This is a genomic window from Candidatus Electronema sp. TJ (assembly GCF_048287355.1).
Taxonomy (GTDB): domain Bacteria; phylum Desulfobacterota; class Desulfobulbia; order Desulfobulbales; family Desulfobulbaceae; genus Electronema.
This window is the reverse complement of sequence record NZ_JBLWEP010000153.1, coordinates 1705-5213: the sequence shown is the minus strand read 5'-3', so window position 1 is coordinate 5213 and position 3509 is coordinate 1705. Positions and strand designations below refer to the sequence as shown.

Below are 3509 nucleotides of genomic sequence, written 5' to 3'. Positions count from 1 at the left end.
GCTTCTGTTTGCTGAAGGATGACAGCAGATGAATAATCGGTGTGTAATTTCTTGTCAGCTGATGCTGATGACATGCGCAACGTCTGCGCTGCTGGCTGTAACAAGCCAAGCTGTCGCGGCATTTGATGCCACGCAGTTCGTTGTCTCTGCCCGGTCTCAAATTGGCGTGACAACCCAATATGATGGAACCTACAGGACGCTGGCCTATCCTGGCGGAGATGTGCCGAAGGAGACGGGTGTCTGCTGTGATGTCATCGTTCGCGCTCTGAGGGAACAGGATATCGACCTCCAGCGATTGGTGCACGAAGACATGACTCGTTCCTTCAATGCCTACCCGCAGAACTGGGGGCTGAAGAAGCCGGATTCCAACATCGACCACCGGCGTGTGCCCAACTTAGCCTGCTTCTTTCAACGTGCAGGGTGGGCAATTGAATCCGGCACCCAGGCTGCAGACTACGTGCCAGGTGACATTGTGACATGGAAACTCGCCAATGGGCTTCCGCACATCGGCCTGGTCTCCGACAGGAAGACGAGCACCGGAATCCCCTTGATGATCCATAACATCGGCGCAGGAACCAAGGAAGAGGATGTCTTGTTTCGCTTCACAATCACTGGCCACTTCAGACCGAAAAAAAGGAGCGCAGGCTGAGCTGCCGCATTGCGGAATCCCAGCTTTTCACTCCTCCTGCGGCCGCAGTTCACTCAGGCAGACCTCGTTTCCATTATCTTCTTTGCCACATGCCGCAGTTGGGCGCAGGTGCTCTCCCACGCCGATGAGTTGTCGATGAGATGATCAGCCAGCCGGGCTTTGTCTGCCAGAGGCATCTGCGCGGCAATGGCCCGCCAAGCCTGTTCTTCACTGACCTGATCGCGCTCCATGATCCGCCGCAAGCGCACAGTTTCATCCGCATAAACAACCACGATCTGACTGACGCTGTCCTGCCAGCCCGCCTCAAAGAGCAAGGGAATTTCCGCCAGCATCAGCGGCGTGCTTTGCTGCGCCGCCTGCTGGAGCATTGCCTGTTTAGCCAAAGGATGCAGCAGGCCATCCACCTGCTGGCGCAAGGCCGCATCGGCAAAGATGGCCTCGCGCAGTTTGGGACGGTTCAGCTCGCCAGCAGTGAAAAAAGCACGCCCCAAAGCCTGCCGCAGAGCCAGCCAGCCGGGCATGTCTGGCTGAAGCAGCGCACGGCAGATCTGATCAATATCGAGCAGCGGCCAGCCGACTAAGTCGGCAAGAAAACGGCAGGCACGGCTTTTGCCGGAACCAATGCCGCCGGTGATGCCGATCAGCTCAGGCAAGAGGGAACTGCTCCCGCAGCTGGTCAAGCACCGCCTGCATGTCTGGCCAAAGCGGGGCCGTGAAGCGGCAGGCTTGGCCGGTCGCTGGATGGATGAAGGCCAGCTCTGAGGCGTGGAGCATTTGCCGCTCGGCCTGCACCGTCTGGCTTTTGCCGCCGTAGAGGGCATCGCCCAGCACCGGTGCGCCGATGGATGACATGTGCACCCGGATTTGATGTGTGCGGCCTGTTTCAATGGCGATCTCTGCCAAACAGCAGCCGTTGCGGAAGCGTTCGAGAATACGCCACGCGCTTGCTGCCGGGCGGCCATCGCGCTGACGCACGGCCATCTTCTGCCGGTTGACAGGATGCCTGCCGATGGGAGCTTCTATGCGGCCAGCATCGCCAGCTGGGCTGCGCACAAGCAGGGCGTGGTAGGTTTTGCGGATGTGCCGTTCCTTGAAAGCGGCTGAGAGCAGGCGGTGCATGGCCTCGGTGCGGGCGGCGAGCATGATGCCGGAGGTGTCTTTGTCAAGACGGTGGACAAGACCAGGCCGTTCGCTGTCGAGCAGCTCAAGCTCGCCGTAGCGGTGGAGCAGTCCGTTGACCAAAGTGCCGTCGTTATGACCGGCAGCGGGATGCACAACCAAGCCCGGCGGCTTGCTGATCACCGCCAGATGTTCGTCTTCGTGAATGATGCGGAAATCAACCGGCTGCGGCTGTAGACGGTTTGTACTAGCAGGAACTGCGGGCAATGCAATGGTGACACTGTCACCAGTCCGCAGCTTGCAGCCCGGCTTGACCGCCTCGCTGTTCACCAGCACAGCACCAGAGCGGATCAGCCGGTCAAGGCTGGAGCGGGTTTGCTCCGGCAGGCAGCGCACCAAGTAATGATCCAAGCGCAGCCCAGCCTCGTGCGGCCGCACCAGCAGGGAAGTGGCTGCGCTGTTCAGGCGAACATCTCCTCCAGCTGCTGCTCGACCTGCTCCTCATCCATCTGCCGGGCCACGGACAGCTCGCGGATAAGCAGGCTCTTGGCCGTGTCCATCATCTTCCGCTCACCGTAGGACAACTCCTTGTCACCTTTGAGCAGCAGCAGGTCGCGCACCACTGTTGCCACCTCAAAGGCGGAACCGGTTTTGATCTTGTCCATGTAATCACGGTAGCGGCGGTTCCACGTCTGGGCACTGACTTTGCTGTCCCGGTCTCTGAGAATACTCTCGATCTGTTTGACCTCGTTCTGCGAGATCACTGGCCGCAGCCCAACAGTGCGGCTGCTGGCGGTCGGGATCATGATGGTCATGCCGCTTTCCAGCAGCTTGAGGACGTAGAAGGTCTGATCTATCCCTCCGACCTTTTGCACTTTGATGGTTTCAATCTGACCGACCCCATGAGTGGGATAAACGGCCATGTCGCCCGCTGCGAATCTCTTGTTTTCCTTGACTTCGCTCATGATGCCTCCGGCTGACCGCATTGTGCAGACAAACTGAACTGCTCAGGGGCATAACAATAACATATTTTTTTAGTTATGGCAAATCAAGGAATTTGAAGATGTGCATCAGCACCGCTGCTGCTCGGCGGTGCGGCCATTGATCTGACTCATGCACCGTTCCACGCCTTGGTTGATGAACAGCTCAACTGCCTCTTGAATCAGCGGCAGGCGGCTGTTGAACAGCTCCAGCTCATCGCCGCTGAAGGCGGAAAGCACGTAGCGGTCCACCGGCATTCCTTGGCCCTGCTCATTGCGCGGCGGGCGGCCTATGCCGATTTTCAGCCGGGCGAAATCCGAGCTGCCAAGATGCTGGATGAGCGAACGGATACCGTTGTGGCCACCTGCGCCGCCCTTGGCAGCGACTTTAATCCGGCCCGGAGGCAAATCAAGATCATCGTGCAGCACCAAGATGCCCTCCGGCGCAAGGCGGTGGAACTCAGCGAAGCGGGCCGCGCATTCACCGGAGCGGTTCATGTAGGTTTGCGGCTTGATCAGAAAGATCCGCTGGCCGTTCAATCGCCCGCTGCCGCAGATGCCCTGCCATTTCTCGCTGGTCAGCGGCCAGCAATGCTGATCGGCAAGATAATCGAGCGCAAGAAAGCCTGCGTTATGCCGGGTCAGCTCGTATTCCGGGCCGGGATTGCCTAGGCCGACAATCAGATATCCATCTGTCATTTGTCTGTAAAATAGAAAACCGGAAGAAGCAGACGTTCTTCCGGTTTTATGTGTGTAGGGCG

Annotated in this window: 5 protein-coding genes; 1 reads left to right on the top strand and 4 read right to left on the bottom strand. The window is 58.8% G+C overall.

All coding sequences use genetic code 11. The features are described from left to right. The first annotated feature begins 61 nt into the window (after nucleotides 1-61). The gene (locus ACNKID_RS10200; protein WP_417913325.1) at nucleotides 62-649 is read left to right on the top strand and encodes a DUF1287 domain-containing protein; all 588 of its coding nucleotides are present in this window, start codon (nucleotides 62-64) and stop codon (nucleotides 647-649) included. A 53-nt stretch (nucleotides 650-702) separates the two neighbouring features. Here ACNKID_RS10200 and coaE read toward each other — a convergent pair whose 3' ends face one another. The 4 genes from coaE to pth form a co-directional block, all read right to left on the bottom strand. Then, nucleotides 703-1302 (bottom strand): dephospho-CoA kinase, encoded by a 600-nt coding sequence (gene coaE, locus ACNKID_RS10195; RefSeq protein ID WP_417913324.1) that lies wholly within the window; start codon nucleotides 1300-1302, stop codon nucleotides 703-705. After that, nucleotides 1295-2206 (bottom strand): RluA family pseudouridine synthase, encoded by a 912-nt coding sequence (locus tag ACNKID_RS10190; protein WP_417913323.1) that lies wholly within the window; start codon nucleotides 2204-2206, stop codon nucleotides 1295-1297. The genes coaE and ACNKID_RS10190 overlap by 8 nt, the downstream gene beginning before the upstream one ends. A gap of 23 nt (nucleotides 2207-2229) precedes the next feature. Then, nucleotides 2230-2733, bottom strand: a complete 504-nt coding sequence (locus ACNKID_RS10185; protein ID WP_417913322.1) for a CarD family transcriptional regulator — start codon at nucleotides 2731-2733, stop codon at nucleotides 2230-2232. Nucleotides 2734-2838: 105 nt separating this feature from the next. After that, complete coding sequence (pth, locus tag ACNKID_RS10180; protein ID WP_417913321.1) at nucleotides 2839-3447, bottom strand: aminoacyl-tRNA hydrolase; 609 nt, start codon at nucleotides 3445-3447, stop codon at nucleotides 2839-2841. Nucleotides 3448-3509: the final 62 nt, after the last annotated feature.